Genomic DNA, 18,160 nt, shown 5'->3' with positions numbered 1-18,160 from the left:
TCTACAGAGTGAGACCGTTTCTCATTGATAGTTATATCTTCGGATTATTTTTCCTTCCGATAATTCTCCAGTCCAGTTTGCAGGAATTCAATATATTTGGGAATGTCTTTATCGTAAGCATAAGACTTATTCAAAGGACTTCCCTGATTATCCAGCAATACATAGAAAGGCTGGGCATTAGCTCCGAATTTCACACGTTGCAGATAACTCCATTTGTCACCGACAGTACGCAAGGTACGTTCTGTTCCGTTCTCGACAATCTTCACAGGTTCGGTCAGCGGAGTTTTATTATCTACATACAGAGTAATCAGCACATAATCATTATTAATCAGATCACTCACTTTCGGGTCCGTCCATACATCGGCTTCCATCTTACGACAGTTCACGCATCCATAGCCTGTAAAGTCAAGCATCACTGGTTTGCCATTCAGACGTGCATACTCCATACCCAGATCGTAGTCATCGAATTTCGCATGTACTTCATTCTTATACAGATTAAAGTCTTGCGTATGCATAGGAGGAGCAAAAGCACTCACGGCTTTTAACGGAGCTCCCCACAAACCGGGAACCATATATACGGCAAACGCCAGAGAGATAAGCGCCATAAAGAAACGAGTCACTCCCACCTTATTGTCATCATCGTCATGCGGAAACTTGATTTTACCAAGCAAATAGAAACCCAGCAATGCAAAAATGACAATCCACAGAGCGAGGAAGGTTTCACGGTCGAGTAACCTCCAGCCATAAGCCAGATCGGCAACCGACAGGAATTTAAGCGCAAATGCCAGTTCCAGAAATCCTAACGTCACTTTGATCACATTCATCCATCCGCCCGACTTCGGCATAGACTTCAGCCATGACGGGAACAGAGCAAAGAGTGTGAACGGCAATGCCAATGCAATGGCAAAACCCAACATACCGATAGCCGGAGCCACCACGCTTCCTGTAGTAGAAACCTGTACAAGCAGGAATCCGATAATCGGACCTGTACAAGAGAAAGATACCAGTGAAAGTGTAAATGCCATCAGGAAGATACTCAGCAGACCGGTAGTCGATTCCGCTTTACTATCTACCGCATTGCCCCACTTTGACGGTAATCTAATCTCAAACGCTCCAAAAAATGAAGCGGAAAAGATTACCAGCATCAGGAAGAAAAGGATATTAAAGACAGCATTCGTCGATAAAGCATTGAGCGCACTGGCACCAAATATCAGTGTGATAGCCAATCCTAATGCCACATAAATAACGACAATGGAAGCACCATAAGTCCACGCATCACGAATACCTTTCTTCTTATCTTTGCTACGTTTCAGAAAGAAACTGACTGTCATCGGGATAATAGGCCATACACAAGGAGTGAACAGAGCCAGCAATCCACCCAGGAAACCTGTCACGAAAATATAAATCCAGGACATATCTCCCTGAGTATGTTCCTCGCCCAGTGCCTGCAATTCACTGATTACCGGACGCCAAAGGTCACCGGAAGCTACAGCTGGTTGAATATCGGCATTTGCATCCGTAGCAGAAGCAGGAACCAGTTCCATCATCGCAGCAGAGTCTTTGGACGCAGCAGGAGCAGTTACTTCTTCCGCCTCTTTTGTCTCCGGCTTATCAGCTTTGGCTACAGGAGCAGCCGTAGTTCCGGCCTTTGCTTCACCCGAAAACTTAAAAGGAACTTCTGTCGGAGGCAGACAACTCTCATCGTCGCAGGCTCCATATTCCAAATAACCTTCTATCGCATAAGCTCCACCAGTCAGCTTCACTTTCTGCACGAATTTGGCAGTATTCTCGAAATAGCGCACTTTCATTTCGAACAGTTTGTCGAAAGTAGCTATTTCCTCGCCGACAGGCTTCAATTTACCTACCAGTTCTACACCAGACTTCTTCTCCACATTAAATGTGGCAGAAATAGGTCCTCCGTCTCCAAGATCGGTAGAATAAACATGCCACCCTTTGTCAATGGCAGCCGTAAACACGATCTCCGCTTCTGTATCAGAAAGAGAGTTCAGTTCTGTTTTAAACTTTACCGGATCTTTAATCTGCGCCTGCAATGTATAGGCTACAAAGCTTAAAAGCAGAAAAGAAATTAATTTTCTCATTTTCATTATTGGGGGTTATAATTCATAATCCACGCATGCACGACTGTCCTTTGCTTCAGCTATAATCTTTCCGGCTGCCACATGATCAGGGTGTGTTGCATAGAACTTCACATCCTCCAGCGTGTCAAATTCGCTATAGAGAGCTATATGCCAAGCCTCTCCCGGATTCATATTCAGTCCGACTTCAATCTTACGGATCACTGAAATCTTAGCGGGGAGCGCTTCGATAGCTTCCTTAAATTTATTCATCACTACGAGTTTCTCCGCTTCGGGAACTTCGTCTTTTAACTTAAATAATACAATGTGTTTCACCATTACGTTGTTATTTTAATGAATTGTTTCTATATTTGTCTTGTCAATGCATTACATTACTAATGCAAAATTACTCTATTTGGTTCAAATAACACTATAAAGAGATGTTAATAATAGGAATAGCAGGTGGAACGGGCTCCGGAAAAACCACCGTCGTACGAAAAATAATAGAAAGCCTCCCCGTTGGAGAAGTAGTACTATTACCTCAGGATTCATACTACAAAGACAGTAGTCACGTGCCGGTTGAAGAACGTCAGAATATCAACTTTGACCATCCGGATGCTTTTGAATGGAGCTTGCTTTCCAAACATGTGATGATGCTGAAAGAAGGAAAAAGCATCGAGCAGCCGACCTATTCTTATCTGACTTGTACCCGCCAACCGGAAACCATCCACATCGAGCCTCGTGAAGTCGTCATTATTGAAGGTATCCTTGCCTTGTGCGACAAGAAGCTACGCAATATGATGGATCTAAAGATATTTGTAGATGCCGATCCCGATGAACGCCTGATACGTGTCATCCAAAGGGATGTCATCGAAAGAGGACGGACAGCGGAAGCTGTCATGGAACGCTATACCCGTGTTCTGAAACCGATGCACCTGCAATTCATAGAACCCTGCAAACGCTATGCGGACCTTATCGTTCCAGAAGGCGGCAGCAATGCAGTAGCTATCGATATATTAACAATGTATATCAAGAAACATTTGAAAAATGAAGAATGAAAGATAAAGAGTTCAGAATGAGTGCCAAGACACTGATCCTCCCCTTGTTTCTTATACTTTTGTGCTGTGTATTCGGATGCCGGAACAAACATCATACCGAAAAGAATGAAACAGCACACGATCTTCCACAGATTAAAGACAGTGGAGAACTGGTTGTGCTGACACTCTATAGCTCTACTTCATATTTCATTTATCGCGGACAGGAAATGGGATTCCAATACGAACTCAGTGAACAGTTCGCTAAAAGTCTGGGACTGAAACTCAGAATCGAGGTAGCCAGAAATGTCCGTGAATTGATTCAGAAATTACAGTCAGGCGAAGGAGATATGATCGCCTACAACCTGCCGATTACCAAAGAATGGAAAGACAGCCTTTTGTATTGCGGAGAAGACATAATCACCCATCAGGTTATCGTCCAGCAAGGAAATGGAAAGCGTAAACCACTGAAAGATGTAACGGAACTTATCGGCAAAGATATATATGTCAAACCAGGCAAATATTACGATCGCCTCGTGAATCTGAACAACGAACTGGGAGGTGGTATCCATATTCATAAGATAACGGGAGATAGCGTTACCGCGGAAGACTTAATCACCCAGGTAGCACAAGGTAAGATTCCCTATACCGTAGCCGATAATGATTTAGCCAAACTGAATAAAACTTACTATCCCAATCTGAATATCGATCTTTCTATCAGTTTTGACCAGCGTTCTTCATGGGCTGTACGAAAAGACAGTCCCGAACTGGCAGCCGCCGCCACAAACTGGCATAAAGAAAATATGACCTCTCCTGCCTATACGGCAAGTATGAAGCGTTACTTCGAGAATAGTAAAATGATGCCACACTCCCCCATCCTTTCACTTAAAGAAGGAAAAATATCACATTACGACGATTTATTCAAGAAATACGCCCAAGAGATCGGATGGGACTGGCGAATGCTGGCATCCCTCGCCTATACAGAATCAAACTTTGACACAACAGCCGTATCTTGGGCAGGAGCCAAAGGATTGATGCAATTGATGCCTGCCACTGCACGCGCAATGGGCGTACCCGCAGGTAAAGAACAAAACCCGGAAGAAAGTATAAAAGCAGCCGTTAAATACATTGCCGCCACAGACCGAAGTTTCAATATGATCCCTGACAAACAGGAACGGCTCAACTTCATACTGGCTTCTTACAATGCCGGCCTAGGACATATTTACGATGCCATGGCACTAGCGAAAAAATACGGAAAAAATAACCTCGTATGGAAAGATAATGTCGAAAACTTCATTCTGCTCAAAAGTAATGAGGAATACTTCACCGACCCTGTTTGTAAAAATGGATATTTCCGTGGCATAGAAACGTTCAACTTCGTACGTGATATTCAGTCCCGGTTCGAATCGTACAAAAAAAAGATAAAATAGGTAATAAGTATTAAGTATTAAGCCATGCGGATCAACAGTTGTGCTGCTACGACTAATACTTAATACCTATTACTTGTTTCTGCCCGTCAAAAGGCTAATCACAACAATAGCCAGTATAGACAATGGTAATGCAAAGAGAATAGGGTCAATTACCGGAAACGGATATGTCTCAATCAATACATCCTTGCCAAACAGGAATTTACATATTCCCATTGCGGCAGCTTCTTTCTGATGAAGGAATATTAATGCAAAAGCACTGCCTAAAGTTCCTACCCAGAGACTTGCCATAACTCCCTGTTTCGTCGCTTTCTTCCAGTACAATGCACAAAAGTAGGCAGGAAGAAATGCAGCAGCACAGATACCCATGAAAATAGAAGTTCCGCGAGCGATAATATCGTGAGGCAGCATATAACAAATAATATAGCTGACCAAAATAGAGAAAAGTACTCCCAAACGAATCACATTTGTCAATTTGCCACGAGAACGGGGCTTATAAGTACCATAAATGTCAGAACCAACCGATGCTCCCATTGTGTGGAACTGAGAACTAAGCGTAGACATACTTGCAGAAAGGATACAGAGCATAAACAAAGCGGCAAACCAGTCCGGCATAGCTTTATTGATGAAATAAGGAATGATTTTATCAATATCCTGTATCACTTCCGTAGCAACGGCTCCTTCTGTCTTCAAGAAGAAAAGATTGCTTAATGCACCGGCATGATAGATAGCTCCTACCGTTATAATCAGGAAAAAACAACCGATAAATACGCCACGATTCAACTGTTTGCTACTTTCTACCGTCATAAAACGTACCACCAACTGAGGCTGTGCAAGGCAACCGATTCCTACTCCCAAAATAAGAGAGGTAACCAATGAGTACCACTGCGGAGAACCTGTCACAGGCATTGCGGTCCATCCCTGATGCCCCAATGCCTTGAACTTTTCCGGAACCAGAGGGGCTATATTTGTCAATTCCTTGTTTGCTTCCGTAAAACCCATGCCAAGCACCTGATACAAAGAGAACAACAGGAACAACATACAGCCAAACATGATAACTGCCTGTAAAGCATCCGTATACATCACCCCCTTCATTCCTCCCGCAATCACATACGCAGCAATGACTAACGTAAATATCAGCAGAGATATATTAAAATCAATCTGAAAAATCTGTTCAATAAATACAGCGCCCCCTTTCATTACCACAGCAGCGTACAGCGGCATACCTATAAATATGACGGCTGCAATGAACACCTGTATATTACGGGAACGAAAATGACGGCCTAATAACTGCGGAAAAGTGCTGACATTCAGTTTTGCTCCCATGCGCCGCGTACGCAAACCGAAGAATATGAAGGCGATAACTACCCCGACAAACATATTGAGGAAACACAGCCACTGAATACCCATACCGAAAGCAGCCGCTACTCCGCCAAAACCAACTATAGCAGACGCAGAGATAAACGTAGCACCATAAGAAAGCGCCATCACTATCGGATTCATCTGACGTCCGCCAACCAGATAATCACTGGTATTCGTAGTCTTCTTATATCCTAAAAAACCGAGGTAGGCCAATGACAGCAGATAAGCTATCACAATCAAGCCAAGAGTAAATGTATTCATCGCGTTTCGTCTTTATCGTCGTCCTTATTCCAATATTTCAGCCCAAACCAGGCAGCAAAAATCACACATATCACTGAGAGGATATATGGCAAGACTATAAAAGGGTCATCTATTCCAAACATTTGCGTATCAGATTTTAATCAATTAAGCCGCAAATGTAAGGAATTTATTGAAAAGACAAAACTTTTGTTTACTAATACTGATTATAATGTATCTTTTTCTCGTCATATTTCTGTTTCGGCTGCTCTTTTGTTGCAGGATAGCCGAAAGGAATGACACAAAGAGGAAGAATATTCTCGGGCAGGTGGGTATATTTGCGAACGACTTCCATACGATCTTCATACGGATAAGCAGCTGTCCATACAGCACCCAGCCCCATACTTTCAGCAGCCAGCAAAATATTCTGTGCTGCAGCAGAACAGTCTAAATACCAATAAAAAGAACGGGCAGAATCACCACAGACAATAATCGCATTACGGGCTTGTGTCAACATTTTGGCATAAGGAAGATCCGCCGCCATCGAATCCAGTTTCGCACGGTCGGAAACAACCACAAACTCCCAGGGACGAACATCCTTTCCCGATGGAGCAGACATCCCTGCACGAAGCATTAAATCAATTTTCTCTTTCTCTACCCCTTTATTCAAGTAAGTACGCACGCTCTTACGCTCAAAGATATTATCCAAAGCGACATTTCCGGTGCCGGTTGTTCCTTTTTCCTCTTTTGAGGAAGAACACGAGATCATAGCAGTCATTGCCATGAGCATACACAAGAAAGAAAAAATCTTTTTCATTGTGACAAGTCTTTAAAATAGGTTTAACTTATTTTTCTGGGCTTCTTCCAACGATACTGTTTCACGGCGTAATAGTCCGCTCTTCTCACGAAGTGCCTGATATTCTGCATCTAACTCATTAATCAGTTCGGCTTTCATCTGCGAATTCAACAGCCGGGAAGCAACACTGGCATTCTGAGAAGCATCTTTCAGATGTACAACCGGCGCATGATATACAGGTGCGATTTTCAGTGCCGTATGCATCTTTGAAGTAGTGGCTCCGCCAATCAACAGAGGAATATCCAGTCCGGCTTTCTCCAGTTCGGCAGCCACATGAGTCATTTCTTCCAGAGAAGGTGTGATCAAGCCACTCAAACCGATCATATCGACTTTTTCTTCGATGGCACGCTGAACAATGGTTTCTGCCGGAACCATCACTCCCAAGTCAACTATATCATAACCGTTGCACGCCATTACGACGGCAACTATATTTTTTCCGATGTCGTGCACATCCCCTTTTACGGTGGCAAGCAGAACTTTTCCGGCAGAAGATGATCCTTCCACTTTTTCTGATTCAATGATCGGTTGCAGTATAGCTACGGCTTTCTTCATAGTACGGGCAGTCTTCACGACCTGAGGCAGGAACATTTTTCCTGCGCCAAAAAGCTCGCCGACATAATTCATTCCATCCATCAACGGACCTTCAATTACATCTACAGCTTTATCATATAAAGGTAAAGCTTCCGCTAAATCCTGTTCCAGATAATCACCGATTCCCTTCATCAAAGCATATTTCAAACGCTCTTGTACGGATTCTTCTCTCCATGCATCCTGCCTCACAGCTGCCTGACCGGAAGTACCGCCCATCGTTTCTTTCAATGCTTCCGCCAGTTCTATCAGACGCTCGGCAGCATCGGGACGACGATTCAATACAACGTCCTCTATCTTTTCCAGCGTATCTGCAGGAATATCACTGTAGAGTACGGAAGTTCCCGGATTGACGATTCCCATATCCATCCCTTGCTGGATGGCATGATAAAGGAATACCGCATGCATTGCTTCACGAATATAATTATTGCCACGGAAAGAGAAAGAAAGATTACTCACTCCGCCGCTGACGTGTGCACCGGGAAGATTCTTCCTGATCCATCCGGTAGCTTCTATAAAGTCTACGGCGTAATTGTTATGCTCTTCGATTCCTGTAGCCACCGCAAGCACATTCGGGTCGAAAATAATATCATGAGGATTGAATCCAACTTTATCAACCAGCAGATGATATGCACGTTCGCACACTTCTATCTTGCGGGCAGCAGTATCCGCCTGTCCTTTTTCATCAAAAGCCATCACGACAGTTGCCGCTCCATATTGCTTGATGATCCGGGCATGCTCCAGAAATACTACCTCCCCTTCCTTCAGAGAGATCGAGTTTACGATTGATTTGCCTTGCAGGCATTTCAATCCGGCTTCGATCACTTCCCATTTGGAAGAGTCGATCATAACAGGTACACGGGCTATTTCCGGTTCGGACATGATGAGATTCAGAAAAGTAGTCATCTCAGTCCGGGCATCCAGCAGACCATCATCCATATTAACGTCAATAACCAAAGCTCCGTCTTCTACTTGCTGACGAGCTATGGAAAGGGCTTCATCATATTTCTTTTCATTAACCAGACGAAGAAACTTGCGTGAGCCTGCTACGTTGCAACGCTCACCTATATTCACAAAGTTGATTTCCGGTTTCACTTCCAGCAGTTCGAGTCCGGAAAGCCACATACAATCCGGTTTGGGTGCCGGAACATGAGGTTTGGCACCTGCTATCAGTGTCTGATATTCTGCAATGTAGGCATCTGTCGTACCACAACAACCACCGATAATATTAACCAATCCTTCCTGAATATACTCCTTCACTTCATGAGCCATATCTGCGGGAGTCTGATCATATTTCCCCAGACTATTCGGAAGGCCCGCATTAGGATAAGCACTGATATAATAAGGTGCACGCGAAGCCAACTGTTCAAGAAAAGGCTTCAACTGACGGGCACCAAAGGAGCAATTCAATCCGACTGAAAATATATTGGCATGCTGCACAGAAGCAAGGAAAGCTTCCAAAGTCTGTCCGGACAATGTACGTCCGCCGATATCGGATACCGTCACAGACAACATAACAGGAACTTCTATTCCTGTCACCTTCATAGCCTGTCCGGCTGCAAAAATGGCAGCTTTCGCATTCAGCGTATCAAATATGGTTTCGATAAGAATGGCATCCACCCCACCTTCCAGCATGGCTTCCATTTGCTGCTGGTAAGAGGCAGCCAGTTCGTCATAAGACAAGGCACGAAACGCCGGATTGTTCACATCCGGGCTCATAGAACAGGTTTTATTAGTAGGTCCAACGGAGCCTGCAACAAAACGCGGTTTATCCGGACTCTTTGCCGTATATTCGTCCGCCAGTTCACGTGCCAGTCTGGTAGCGGCAAGATTGATTTCGCGCACATATTCTTCTACATGATAATCCGCCATTGAGACAGTTGTAGAACTGAATGTATTGGTCTCGATAATATCCGCACCTGCTTCCAGGTATTTACGATGGATATCTTGAATGACATCGGGGCGAGTCAGACACAACAAATCATTATTCCCCTTCAACTGACCGGGAATATGCGCAAAACGTTCACCACGAAAATCTTCTTCTTTAAGATTATATTGTTGGATCATTGTGCCCATTGCGCCATCCAGAATCAGAATACGCTCGGATACAATCTGAGAAATTGTCTTTTTCATTCTTACCTTATTACATTAACACCTAATTGTCACTCTGCCTATCTTAGACCTATCACGATCTTATCTTACTATTACGCTATAAAGCCATCTTATCGCTTAAACATTCGGGCCATGTCTCTGCGGTCATCTTTTTCTTTAATTGATTCCCGTTTATCGTACTGTTTTTTACCTTTCGCCAAAGCAACGACCAGTTTCGCCAAACCTTTTTCGTTGATAAACAAACGCACAGGAACGGTAGTAAAACCGGGGTCTTTCATTCCCCGTTGAATTTTCTCCAATTCTTTCTTATTAAGCAACAACTTTCTGTCTCTACGAGCTGTATGATTATTGTACGAACCATAGAAGTACTCGGCGATATGCATATTCTTTACCCATAATTCGCCTTTCGCAAAATAACAAAACGTATCCACCAGACTTGCTTTTCCTAAACGAATGGATTTAATTTCCGTGCCTGTCAATACGATACCTGCCGTGTAGGTATCCATCAACTCATAGTCAAATGTAGCACGTTTATTCTTGATATTTACAGAAGGTTGTTTCATCTTTACACATTAATTAAGTATGGCTATCAACTTACTAAATACAATTTGAATCACCGTCGGACATAGTATTAACAAAACTGATGAGAAAAGGGTGTATTTCAATCGTACTTTTTCCTCCACTTGCATCAATATGGGAGCTCCTTCCCATACTACATAGACAATGTAGAACTGAAATAGCCAGGCAATAATTCTAAAATCAGGTAAAAGTCCGGTCACAATCTGAAGCAAGAAGGGAACAACAAGTGCGTATCCGGCAAACTGTTGTGTCAACGGAGCATTGGCAGGCATCCCAAACATTCTTACTCCCATTTCGTTAATTGCATAGGCCGCCAGAAAGTAACCACCAAACAATGCCACAGCTACGGCACAACAATTGGTCATCGCTATTTGAAAACTTTGCGGTCCTCCCCATCCATTCGTCAGCAAAGAGCCGATAAAGACGGACAAACCGCATAAACCAATCATAGGATAGACAAAAGCCATAAAAACTTTTCGCCTATCCTCTTCCATAGAAATTTCCTCCCAGGCCTTGGCCGGAGAGGAAATCAATTTCATTGCTATATTAAATAATTCTTTGTAGTTCAATTTGTTTTAAGTGTTTCACTCCACGTTGAATTTGCGGCACCATCCAAAGAATTCTTTGAGGAGTTGGTCTTTGCATTTACTTTTATTTTAGTTGGTTCTACTCCAGTAGCTTGTTTGAATGCATAAATAACACTAGACAGATTATATGCCTTATAAGTAGAAGTATACTTATCACGAGTCACAGTTTCCTCTGAACCATCTTTAATCACATGATTAAGATTCAAGACAAGTTCAGTTGACCCTGATGCCAATTCATCAAAATCATATGTGAGTATAAAAGAATGCTTATTAAGTTCTTCTTTCTGCTTTTCGTCTGTACTCTCTACTTTTACCCAATACATAATAGGAATTACAAGATATTGATCAAAAAGTATTCCCGGCTGAGTTGATGTATCGCTATTAAAAGTATATAAAGGTGCAGTAGCTTCGTTATAATCTGCCGCTTTCTCTGGTCCTTCAGTAGATTTTGCACTAATAGAAGTCGGAGTACTTCCTGCATAAAGTGTTACATCAAGAGTCTGAGAATTCCCTGGCTGTTGCGCTGTGTCAAACTGATAGTAAAAGAAATAGATTTCTCCTATATTCAAGTTAGGCATTGACAATTCATTCACAACTAATTTCTGCCCATTAGCCAATTCAAATGTAGCAGGAAAATAGTTTGTACATTTAGCGAACGCAGGTCCGGTATATATCGTATTATCATCCCCATTCATACAAGAAGTAACAGACATCCCCATTAAAACCGTCATTAAAGCTACTAATAAAAATTTCATTTGTTTCATAAACATATTTTTTAGAGTTTGCAAAGATATAAATTCTAATTCACAATTAATAAATGCAGATACTTAAAAAATACTGCATCGTTTACTTTATTATTTTTGCAAAAAGTTCCAGATGATTATCTACATAGCTGGCAACCAGTGTTGTCACTTGTTCCTCCATATCTAAATATGCCTCTTCCAAATCATCAAAAGCCTCATATTGCTCATACATCGCCATGAATTCATCATCCGTCCGTTCTTTTTCAAGATCCTTCCGGTTGGCATCATATATCTTCTTGGCTTTATATACCAATTTAGAGAACTCTTCCACCCCCCACAGGCGCATCACTTTTGCAAAAGGATTATCAAAGATATATCCGCCATAACCGTTCTGAATCAACTGACAGAATCCGCCGAACATTATTTCATCACGAAAAATCTGATAAGCCAGCAATGAATGCTGTTCACCTGTCAACAACGGCATCGTGTCAGCAGTCAATTCACCACCGATTACTTCCTTATATTTATCAGTAAATACCTGGATAAATTCATCCATTCCTTCGCCCGCAGCTTTCTGTAAAGCGGACTCCATAACTTCTATCATAGCTTTGTTCAATAAATTATTCAGCAAAGCTACTAATTTTATTCTATATCTATCTAGTAATACCGCTACATTCTCACTAAAACATACCTGTTGGCGGAATTAATTTAATTCAAACCCATGAAAACAGGATATCTCATTCTGCTTTCCGATATCCGCCAGATAATTGCATGCCGATATACTTTCCCTTTCCCGGAAAAGCCTTTAAGCACATTTCTTTTACCGTTCAATAGTATGCAAACAACCCTATAATAACCTGCTTTACAACTATTATTGTCGCATTTTCAAAGGGAGTTCTTCATCGTTCCACCCAGGTGAACAAGCATGTCCACCTAGGTGCGCAGACCTGTTTACAAGGGTACAACGATCGGTTCACCCGGGTGGAACGATGAAGATGTCGGTAAAATAACACACGAATAAAGGCATCAAATGCCATAGAGATAAGTAACATAATATATAAACAACAAGTAAACAGCAACCAAGATGCTAGATGCATTCGGCAACTACTTACGCAAAGGGCAAAGAAATGAAATGAGAGATACCCCCAAAAAGAGTGAGAGATAGACTGAAATGAAGCGATTCTAGGGAGAAAATGATGAGAGATACCTATTTGAAAAATATCTCTCATTCTGTAATATACTAATTATATGCAGATTACACAAAAACAGTGAGACCGTGAGACTAAAATATTTTTTTTCTTTGCATAGGATAGCTGAAAGAAGGAACTCTTTTAAGTCTATCTAATGCAAAAACATATAATTATTTATGCATGTAAATGCATTCCTATAGCCATACCTATTAAATAAGGTATTAACCAAATGCACCAAACGACGATACTAAAACGATTAAAATGCCTTTTCGCCTCGGCAGATCCCTTCACATAAGTCCATATCGCCCATGAAGCATGTACAAACATCAGAAGAATGGCAATCGTCCCCGTTACCGTGTGGATTTCATCATGCAAATGCGTTAATTCGGCAATATGCTCCATCAGGCTGGTCCCGACTGCATCGGACACCAATCCTAAAAGAAAGAAAATAATATGCCATAACTTCAGTTTCTTTTGCAGCCTTTCTCCCCATACACCGATAGTATAAAATACCAATGCAGATGAAATAACGCAGATTGCCGCTATCAAATAATGTATATCAACCTGATTGAGTTCCATAAAATTTATATTTCAGATAACAACAAAGCAACGAATAGATAGTTCGACGCATAGTAATCTTTCACAAATGCAATCCCGACTTAGCAAACGAAGAAAAAACGTAAATGGATTTGTCACTTTTCACAAAAAAGTAAGATATGGCGATTTGCAGAAACAAATAAATCGACTACCTTTGTGGGCGATTTAGAGAATCGTGACTACGTATTTTTAATTATATCACTAAAAAAAGAGCTAATTATGACTTATTCACACGAAGTGGAACACATGTGTGTTGTAAAGAAGGGTCCTAACCACGGACCGGCTCCCATACCCGAAGAAGGCAAATGGGTAAAATCTAAAGAAATCGTTGATATTTCAGGTTTGACACACGGTATCGGTTGGTGTGCTCCTCAGCAGGGTGCTTGTAAACTGACACTGAATGTTAAAGAAGGCGTTATCCAGGAAGCTTTAGTTGAGACTATCGGATGTTCCGGTATGACTCACTCAGCTGCTATGGCGGCTGAAATCCTTCCGGGTAAAACAATCCTCGAAGCACTGAACACTGACCTTGTTTGCGACGCAATCAACACAGCTATGCGCGAACTCTTCCTGCAAATCGTTTACGGACGCACTCAGTCTGCTTTCTCTGAAGGTGGTTTGATTATCGGTGCAGGTCTGGAAGACTTAGGTAAAGGTCTGCGCAGCCAGGTAGGTACCCTTTATGGTACTTTGGCTAAAGGTCCTCGTTACCTTGAAATGGCTGAAGGTTACATCAAAAATATCTTCTTGGATAAGAATGATGAAATCTGTGGATACGAATTCGTTCACATGGGTAAATTCATGGATGAAATCAAGAAGGGAACTGATGCTAACGAAGCATTGAAGAAAGTTACAGGTACTTATGGTCGTGTAACAGCAGAACAGGGAGCAGTTAAACACATTGATCCACGTCACGAATAATATAAGGAGGAAAGAAACTATGATTAGAGAAGTAAAATTCGAAAGCCAAGACCGTCGTATCAAAGGTATCATTGAAGCCTTGAACGCTAACGGCATCAAAGACATCGAAGAAGCTAACGCAATCTGCGAAGCTGCCGGACTTGATCCTTATAAAACGTGTGAAGAAACTCAGCCTATCTGTTTTGAAAACGCAAAATGGGCTTATGTGGTAGGTACTGCAATTGCTCTTAAGAAGAACTGCACAAACGCTGCTGAAGCTGCTGAAGCTATCGGTATCGGTTTGCAGGCATTCTGTATCCCGGGTTCTGTAGCTGACGACCGTAAGGTTGGTATCGGTCATGGTAACCTGGCTGCTATGTTGCTTCGCGAAGAAACTAAATGTTTCGCATTCCTTGCAGGTCACGAATCTTTCGCTGCTGCTGAAGGTGCTATCAAAATCGCTGCAAAAGCAGACAAAGTACGTAAAGAGCCATTGCGTTGCATCCTGAACGGTCTTGGAAAAGACGCTGCTCAGATCATCTCTCGTATCAATGGTTTTACTTATGTTCAGACTCAGTTTGATTATTTCACTGGTGAGCTGAAAGTAGTTCGCGAAATCGCTTACTCTGACGGTCCTCGTGCAAAAGTAAAATGCTACGGTGCTGACGATGTTCGCGAAGGTGTAGCTATCATGTGGAAAGAAGGCGTAGACGTATCTATCACAGGTAACTCTACTAACCCGACTCGTTTCCAACACCCGGTTGCCGGTACTTATAAGAAAGAACGTGTATTGGCTGGTAAGCCATACTTCTCAGTTGCTTCCGGTGGTGGTACAGGCCGTACTCTTCACCCCGATAACATGGCAGCTGGTCCGGCTTCTTATGGTATGACCGACACAATGGGACGTATGCACTCAGACGCTCAATTCGCTGGTTCTTCATCAGTTCCTGCTCACGTAGAAATGATGGGATTCTTGGGAATTGGTAACAACCCTATGGTAGGTTGTACAGTGGCTTGTGCGGTTGACGTAGCTCAGGCTTTGAGCAAGTAATTATAACAATTACAACATATTAAATCCCTGTAACTGATAAGGTTATGGGGATTTTTATTTTCAGTATGTTCGTAGGTTGAACAGCTGATTTACCTCTTCTTCGACCTTTCTAAATCAATCAAGAATATTGCAAATAATTGGCTGAAATTACTGTAAGAAATTGACTCTTTAGGTCGTAAATGGGTTGCACAATTAAGAGTTGATTTAGGGTAAATTTGAGCTAAAATGGCAATTATCTTGCGACTTATTCGCGACCATTTTTCTATTTTCTTACAAGTGGTCGCAAAACATAGGATAACTACCTACATTACAAATAGATATAGCATATTTAAAGAACTTCCAAATATCTAATTTTAATTGATTAAACCATGGAAAGAAGTTCATTTTCAATTCTCTTCTCAATAAGAGAAAGTAAAGCAAGAAAAAATGGTAATACTCCTATTGAGGTTACAATCACAGTCAATGGAGAAAGATGTTCATTCTCAACAGGAAAACAAATTAAAGTTACCAGTTGGGATAAGAACAGACAATTAGTAAAGGGGAAAGATGAGGAAGCTACAAGCCTCAACAACTACCTTAAATCAGTCAGAGCTAAGTTATATGAGAAAGAAGCTGAATTATTAGACAGAGGGTTCATTATTACAGCCCAACTTTTATATGATGCTTACTTTGACAAAGTAGAGTGTTTAAAAGAAAGAAGCCTATTAAGTGTACTGGAAGAGCATAACACAGAGCGTAAAGCAATGGTAGGTAAAACTGTTGCACCTGCTACTTATTGGATATTTGAATATACAGGCAGATTACTCAGAGAGTTCATTCTAAAGAAATATAACAGAGAGGATTTGTATCTAAGAGAATTGAACATTGGTTTTATTCAAGGTTTTCACTCATTCCTATTAAGTGAAAAGAAGATGGGGCAAAACTCCTGCACTAAGCATTTAAAGTTCTTAAAGAAGTTGCTAAATTTAGCTGTCGCCAACTCTTATATATCCTACAATCCTGTAAACGCTTATAAAGTAGAACGCGAACCCGTAGAAGTGGATTTCTTGGATGAAGAAGAATTGAGGAAAATTATCAACTTTGATACTCCTATCCCACGTTTTGAAAAAGCTAGAGATTTCTTTCTCTTTGGGTGTTTCACCGGATTAAGCTACATTGATATTAAAACATTAGCACCAGAACACTTTGAGAAAGACAGTGCAGGCAGAATATGGATTAAGAAGCGTAGAATCAAAACAGGTATACTTTCAAGAATCCCCCTACTTCCTATCGCCAAATTGATATTGGATAAGTACAAGGGTGGAGAGAAACTACTCCCTATTCAAGACCCTGCGGACATCAACAAATATCTAAAGGATATAGCTATACTTTGTGGAATTAATAAGCGAATCTGCTTCCACACAAGTAGGCACACGTTTGCAAGTACCGTTACTTTAGCCAATAACATATCTTTAGAAGTCGTTTCTAAAATGTTGGGGCATACTAACACAAGAATGACTGCCCACTATGCAAAGCTAATAGACAAATGCATAGGCGAGCAGATGGATAAACTCATGGATACGTTTACAGGAGATTCTGATTACTAAAGCATATCCTATCCACAAATTCCTCACTTGCAGCAAATGCAGGTGAGGATTATTTTTAAAGTAACTCGTATGGGGAAAATTAATCTATCATTATTAACAGAGAATACCTAGTTGATAATAAATATATCGATTATCAAGAACACGCAGAGTACTTCTTTCCTATCCTTCATTGTAAACGAGTCATTACACCATAAAGTTACCATTTTAATAATAGTGCTATAATAATAGCATTCCCCTATTCTCTTATCAAAAAAGTCTGTTTCGCTGTTGAAATCCCCCGAAAGCTTGATATATGTATGAAAACAAATATAATATTGTCAAGTAAGAACGATAGCTCAATACTAGACCGTCAGGTACGGGATTGTCCTGATGTCATCGAAAAAACAGTTCCGCAGAGAATACCCAGAAGATACAGGGAGGATATCAAAAGGTTACAGGAGAAATACGATCTACATGAAGGCTTGGTCATTAATGTGTCTCTCAAAGAGTTCAGGGGCATATGTGAAAGGGATTATCCAAAGATTGAAGCTTACTTGGGATTAAAGAAATACCTGTTGCGTACTTTCGGAGTAACCCTAAATATCCACTCACAAAAGACTAAGGGTGGTTCGGATAAAACGATAGATGAACCATAAATTTTGTATAACCGGGGTTAGCCGGAGGCAAAGAGTAAGTGAACGGAGTGAGTGATGATTACATAACTCCTGGAAGGAGATAAAAGTGTTATAAAAAAGTGTGCAAATCGTGTACATTTTATAATAGAAGTACATTTTTTGTAGTATATTTTATAACATCTACATTATCCTACCGGTTATGTATTACATACTCTCTACTATCGTATGCCCTCTGTCTCCGACTTACCCCATTCATCTTAAAACAAAAACATGCATAAAATTACATTAAATGTCCCCGATGGGATCAGATACCTTTCAGACTGGCACAATTTATGGAATACCCTGCTACCGGAAGGACAACATTACATTCTAAACAAACGTATATGCGGATGCGGAGCTACTGAAGCTTATCTAAGATCAGGCAGGAAAGTCATATTAGCCAGCCCCAGAAAACATCTGCTCTATAACAAGTATTCCCAGCATCTCTCCGACAACCTGCACCTGTACCGTTACCTGGGGGATAAGAAGAGGTATTTTGAGAATACGGGCAATACAGAAAAGGATATTCTTGCCTTTAATAACGAACTGGGCAGATACATAACACAAAAACAATAGATACACA

The 18,160-nt window shown here is 41.4% G+C and carries 18 protein-coding genes; 7 read left to right on the top strand and 11 right to left on the bottom strand.

Annotated features, from left to right (window positions below; translation table 11 throughout):
* Positions 1-44: 44 nt before the first annotated feature.
* Both K6V30_RS13980 and K6V30_RS13975 read right to left on the bottom strand, forming a co-directional pair.
* On the bottom strand, positions 45-2,099 hold the full coding sequence (locus K6V30_RS13980) for a protein-disulfide reductase DsbD family protein (protein WP_055269221.1): 2,055 nt from the start codon (positions 2,097-2,099) through the stop codon (positions 45-47).
* A 15-nt stretch (positions 2,100-2,114) separates the two neighbouring features.
* The gene (locus K6V30_RS13975) at positions 2,115-2,414 is read right to left on the bottom strand and encodes a Dabb family protein (RefSeq protein WP_008760502.1); all 300 of its coding nucleotides are present in this window, start codon (positions 2,412-2,414) and stop codon (positions 2,115-2,117) included.
* 101 nt (positions 2,415-2,515) lie between these two features.
* Here K6V30_RS13975 and udk point away from each other — a divergent pair, with 101 nt between their 5' ends.
* Entirely contained in the window at positions 2,516-3,133 is a 618-nt protein-coding gene (gene udk, locus K6V30_RS13970) for a uridine kinase (RefSeq protein WP_008760501.1), read from the top strand.
* Between the two features lie 17 nt (positions 3,134-3,150).
* Positions 3,151-4,539 carry an MltF family protein gene (locus K6V30_RS13965; RefSeq protein ID WP_055269242.1) on the top strand — a complete coding sequence of 463 codons (1,389 nt, stop codon included), beginning with the start codon at positions 3,151-3,153 and terminating at the stop codon, positions 4,537-4,539.
* Positions 4,540-4,608: 69 nt separating this feature from the next.
* Here the strand turns inward: K6V30_RS13965 and K6V30_RS13960 are convergent, their stop codons facing one another.
* The 9 genes from K6V30_RS13960 to K6V30_RS13925 all read right to left on the bottom strand — a co-directional run bounded on the left by K6V30_RS13960 (position 4,609) and on the right by K6V30_RS13925 (position 13,369).
* Complete coding sequence (locus tag K6V30_RS13960) at positions 4,609-6,159, bottom strand: sodium:solute symporter family protein (protein ID WP_055269222.1); 1,551 nt, start codon at positions 6,157-6,159, stop codon at positions 4,609-4,611.
* The gene (locus tag K6V30_RS25315; protein ID WP_008766705.1) at positions 6,156-6,281 is read right to left on the bottom strand and encodes a symporter small accessory protein; all 126 of its coding nucleotides are present in this window, start codon (positions 6,279-6,281) and stop codon (positions 6,156-6,158) included. The genes K6V30_RS13960 and K6V30_RS25315 overlap by 4 nt, the downstream gene beginning before the upstream one ends.
* A gap of 71 nt (positions 6,282-6,352) precedes the next feature.
* Positions 6,353-6,952, bottom strand: coding sequence for a nitroreductase family protein (locus K6V30_RS13955; RefSeq protein ID WP_055269223.1), 600 nt, complete (start codon positions 6,950-6,952; stop codon positions 6,353-6,355).
* A 12-nt stretch (positions 6,953-6,964) separates the two neighbouring features.
* Complete coding sequence (metH, locus tag K6V30_RS13950) at positions 6,965-9,712, bottom strand: methionine synthase (RefSeq protein WP_055269224.1); 2,748 nt, start codon at positions 9,710-9,712, stop codon at positions 6,965-6,967.
* An 89-nt stretch (positions 9,713-9,801) separates the two neighbouring features.
* On the bottom strand, positions 9,802-10,254 hold the full coding sequence (gene smpB / locus K6V30_RS13945; protein ID WP_008760495.1) for an SsrA-binding protein: 453 nt from the start codon (positions 10,252-10,254) through the stop codon (positions 9,802-9,804).
* Between the two features lie 9 nt (positions 10,255-10,263).
* Positions 10,264-10,809, bottom strand: a complete 546-nt coding sequence (locus K6V30_RS13940) for a Yip1 family protein (protein ID WP_008760494.1) — start codon at positions 10,807-10,809, stop codon at positions 10,264-10,266.
* Between the two features lie 26 nt (positions 10,810-10,835).
* Positions 10,836-11,621 carry a hypothetical protein gene (locus K6V30_RS13935; protein ID WP_008760493.1) on the bottom strand — a complete coding sequence of 262 codons (786 nt, stop codon included), beginning with the start codon at positions 11,619-11,621 and terminating at the stop codon, positions 10,836-10,838.
* Positions 11,622-11,703: 82 nt separating this feature from the next.
* Positions 11,704-12,204 carry a DMP19 family protein gene (locus tag K6V30_RS13930; RefSeq protein WP_055269243.1) on the bottom strand — a complete coding sequence of 167 codons (501 nt, stop codon included), beginning with the start codon at positions 12,202-12,204 and terminating at the stop codon, positions 11,704-11,706.
* Between the two features lie 760 nt (positions 12,205-12,964).
* Positions 12,965-13,369: an HsmA family protein gene (locus tag K6V30_RS13925; protein WP_008760491.1), complete on the bottom strand. Its 405-nt coding sequence runs from the start codon at positions 13,367-13,369 to the stop codon at positions 12,965-12,967.
* 237 nt (positions 13,370-13,606) lie between these two features.
* On the opposite strand from K6V30_RS13925, the gene K6V30_RS13920 reads away from it, so the two are divergent.
* The 5 genes from K6V30_RS13920 (at position 13,607) to K6V30_RS13900 (ending at position 18,153) form a co-directional block, all read left to right on the top strand.
* Complete coding sequence (locus K6V30_RS13920; RefSeq protein WP_005677723.1) at positions 13,607-14,308, top strand: iron-sulfur cluster assembly scaffold protein; 702 nt, start codon at positions 13,607-13,609, stop codon at positions 14,306-14,308.
* Between the two features lie 19 nt (positions 14,309-14,327).
* The gene (locus K6V30_RS13915; protein WP_005677721.1) at positions 14,328-15,338 is read left to right on the top strand and encodes a GGGtGRT protein; all 1,011 of its coding nucleotides are present in this window, start codon (positions 14,328-14,330) and stop codon (positions 15,336-15,338) included.
* Between the two features lie 368 nt (positions 15,339-15,706).
* Positions 15,707-16,924 carry a site-specific integrase gene (locus K6V30_RS13910; protein ID WP_195570747.1) on the top strand — a complete coding sequence of 406 codons (1,218 nt, stop codon included), beginning with the start codon at positions 15,707-15,709 and terminating at the stop codon, positions 16,922-16,924.
* A 314-nt stretch (positions 16,925-17,238) separates the two neighbouring features.
* The gene (locus tag K6V30_RS13905) at positions 17,239-17,559 is read left to right on the top strand and encodes a hypothetical protein (protein ID WP_224207153.1); all 321 of its coding nucleotides are present in this window, start codon (positions 17,239-17,241) and stop codon (positions 17,557-17,559) included.
* A gap of 249 nt (positions 17,560-17,808) precedes the next feature.
* Positions 17,809-18,153, top strand: a complete 345-nt coding sequence (locus K6V30_RS13900; protein ID WP_224207152.1) for a hypothetical protein — start codon at positions 17,809-17,811, stop codon at positions 18,151-18,153.
* The last annotated feature ends 7 nt before the right edge of the window (positions 18,154-18,160 follow it).

Source organism: Bacteroides faecis (assembly GCF_020091505.1).
In the GTDB taxonomy this organism is placed as follows: domain Bacteria; phylum Bacteroidota; class Bacteroidia; order Bacteroidales; family Bacteroidaceae; genus Bacteroides; species Bacteroides faecis.
This window is presented reverse-complemented; position numbering and strand designations above follow the sequence as displayed.

What these genes read in the sequence shown, in the direction of transcription:
- K6V30_RS13980 (WP_055269221.1), bottom strand. Translation starts at nt 2,099, where the DNA reads ATGAGAAAATTAATTTCTTTTCTGCTTTTAAGCTTTGTAGCCTATACA.
- K6V30_RS13975 (WP_008760502.1), bottom strand. Translation starts at nt 2,414, where the DNA reads ATGGTGAAACACATTGTATTATTTAAGTTAAAAGACGAAGTTCCCGAA.
- udk (WP_008760501.1), top strand. Translation starts at nt 2,516, where the DNA reads ATGTTAATAATAGGAATAGCAGGTGGAACGGGCTCCGGAAAAACCACC.
- K6V30_RS13965 (WP_055269242.1), top strand. Translation starts at nt 3,151, where the DNA reads ATGAGTGCCAAGACACTGATCCTCCCCTTGTTTCTTATACTTTTGTGC.
- K6V30_RS13960 (WP_055269222.1), bottom strand. Translation starts at nt 6,159, where the DNA reads ATGAATACATTTACTCTTGGCTTGATTGTGATAGCTTATCTGCTGTCA.
- K6V30_RS25315 (WP_008766705.1), bottom strand. Translation starts at nt 6,281, where the DNA reads ATGTTTGGAATAGATGACCCTTTTATAGTCTTGCCATATATCCTCTCA.
- K6V30_RS13955 (WP_055269223.1), bottom strand. Translation starts at nt 6,952, where the DNA reads ATGAAAAAGATTTTTTCTTTCTTGTGTATGCTCATGGCAATGACTGCT.
- metH (WP_055269224.1), bottom strand. Translation starts at nt 9,712, where the DNA reads ATGAAAAAGACAATTTCTCAGATTGTATCCGAGCGTATTCTGATTCTG.
- smpB (WP_008760495.1), bottom strand. Translation starts at nt 10,254, where the DNA reads ATGAAACAACCTTCTGTAAATATCAAGAATAAACGTGCTACATTTGAC.
- K6V30_RS13940 (WP_008760494.1), bottom strand. Translation starts at nt 10,809, where the DNA reads ATGAAATTGATTTCCTCTCCGGCCAAGGCCTGGGAGGAAATTTCTATG.
- K6V30_RS13935 (WP_008760493.1), bottom strand. Translation starts at nt 11,621, where the DNA reads ATGAAACAAATGAAATTTTTATTAGTAGCTTTAATGACGGTTTTAATG.
- K6V30_RS13930 (WP_055269243.1), bottom strand. Translation starts at nt 12,204, where the DNA reads ATGATAGAAGTTATGGAGTCCGCTTTACAGAAAGCTGCGGGCGAAGGA.
- K6V30_RS13925 (WP_008760491.1), bottom strand. Translation starts at nt 13,369, where the DNA reads ATGGAACTCAATCAGGTTGATATACATTATTTGATAGCGGCAATCTGC.
- K6V30_RS13920 (WP_005677723.1), top strand. Translation starts at nt 13,607, where the DNA reads ATGACTTATTCACACGAAGTGGAACACATGTGTGTTGTAAAGAAGGGT.
- K6V30_RS13915 (WP_005677721.1), top strand. Translation starts at nt 14,328, where the DNA reads ATGATTAGAGAAGTAAAATTCGAAAGCCAAGACCGTCGTATCAAAGGT.
- K6V30_RS13910 (WP_195570747.1), top strand. Translation starts at nt 15,707, where the DNA reads ATGGAAAGAAGTTCATTTTCAATTCTCTTCTCAATAAGAGAAAGTAAA.
- K6V30_RS13900 (WP_224207152.1), top strand. Translation starts at nt 17,809, where the DNA reads ATGCATAAAATTACATTAAATGTCCCCGATGGGATCAGATACCTTTCA.